The organism is Deferrisoma palaeochoriense, from assembly GCF_054656955.1.
This window is the reverse complement of sequence record NZ_BAAHXI010000130.1, coordinates 2,501-3,667: the sequence shown is the minus strand read 5'-3', so window position 1 is coordinate 3,667 and position 1,167 is coordinate 2,501. Positions and strand designations below refer to the sequence as shown.

Genomic DNA, 1,167 nt, shown 5'->3' with positions numbered 1-1,167 from the left:
ATCCGCAGCTTCGGTACCGTGCTTGAGCCCCGTTACATCTTCGGCGCAGGGCCACTCGACCAGTGAGCTATTACGCTTTCTTTAAAGGATGGCTGCTTCTAAGCCAACCTCCTGGCTGTCTGGGCAGCCCCACATCCTTTCCCACTTAGCACGGATTTCGGGACCTTAGCTGGCGGTCTGGGCTGTTTCCCTCTCGACCACGGAGCTTATCCCCCGCAGTCTGACTCCCGCAGTTCCACCGCCGGTATTCGGAGTTTGGTTAGGTTTGGTACCCTGGTGGGGGCCCTAGCCCATCCAGTGCTCTACCCCCGGCGGCTACCGTGCGAGGCTATACCTCAATATATTTCGGGGAGAACCAGCTATCACCGGGTTTGATTGGCCTTTCACCCCTATCCACACCTCATCCCTGGGGTTTTCAACCCCCTAGGGTTCGGGCCTCCACTGGGTCTTACCCCAGCTTTACCCTGGACATGGATAGATCACCCGGTTTCGGGTCTACACCTGGCAACTCGTCGCCCTATTCAGACTCGCTTTCGCTACGGCTCCGCCTCTCCCGGCTTAACCTCGCTGCCAAGCGTAACTCGCTGACTCATTATGCAAAAGGCACGCGGTCACCCCTTGGTCCATAGACCCATAGGGCTCCCACAGGCTGTAGGCACATGGTTTCAGGTCCTTTTCACTCCCCTCTACGGGGTCCTTTTCACCTTTCCCTCACGGTACTCGTTCACTATCGGTCACCAGCTCGTATTTAGCCTTGGAAGATGGTCCTCCCAGCTTCCCACGGGGTTCCACGTGCCCCGTGGTACTCGGGTAGAGCACCCAGGAAGTGTCCTCGTGTTTCGCCTACGGGGCTCTCACCCTCTGTGGCGCGCCGTCCCAGACGCTTCGGCTACACGGGACATTTCTCACTTCCCGAAGGGTCCGCAACCCCTTCCGGTGCTCCCCCACAACCCCGCCCCTGCAACGCTTGCGGGCTATCACGCAAGGACGGTTTGGGCTCCTCCCCGTTCGCTCGCCGCTACTGAGGGAATCTCGGTTGATTTCTTTTCCTGCGGGTACTGAGATGTTTCACTTCCCCGCGTTCGCCTCCGCACGCTATGGATTCACGTACGGATGACCGGGTATTACCCCGGCCGGGTTTCCCCATTCGGACATCCCCGGATCACG

General features: G+C 59.3%; 1 rRNA gene (running past one end of the window). It reads right to left on the bottom strand.

Annotation, left to right across the window (positions count from 1 at the left end):
* Positions 1-1,167: ribosomal RNA gene (locus ACYQ8L_RS18270) — 23S ribosomal RNA — on the bottom strand; its annotated part runs 97 nt beyond the window's last position; the annotation flags it as partial.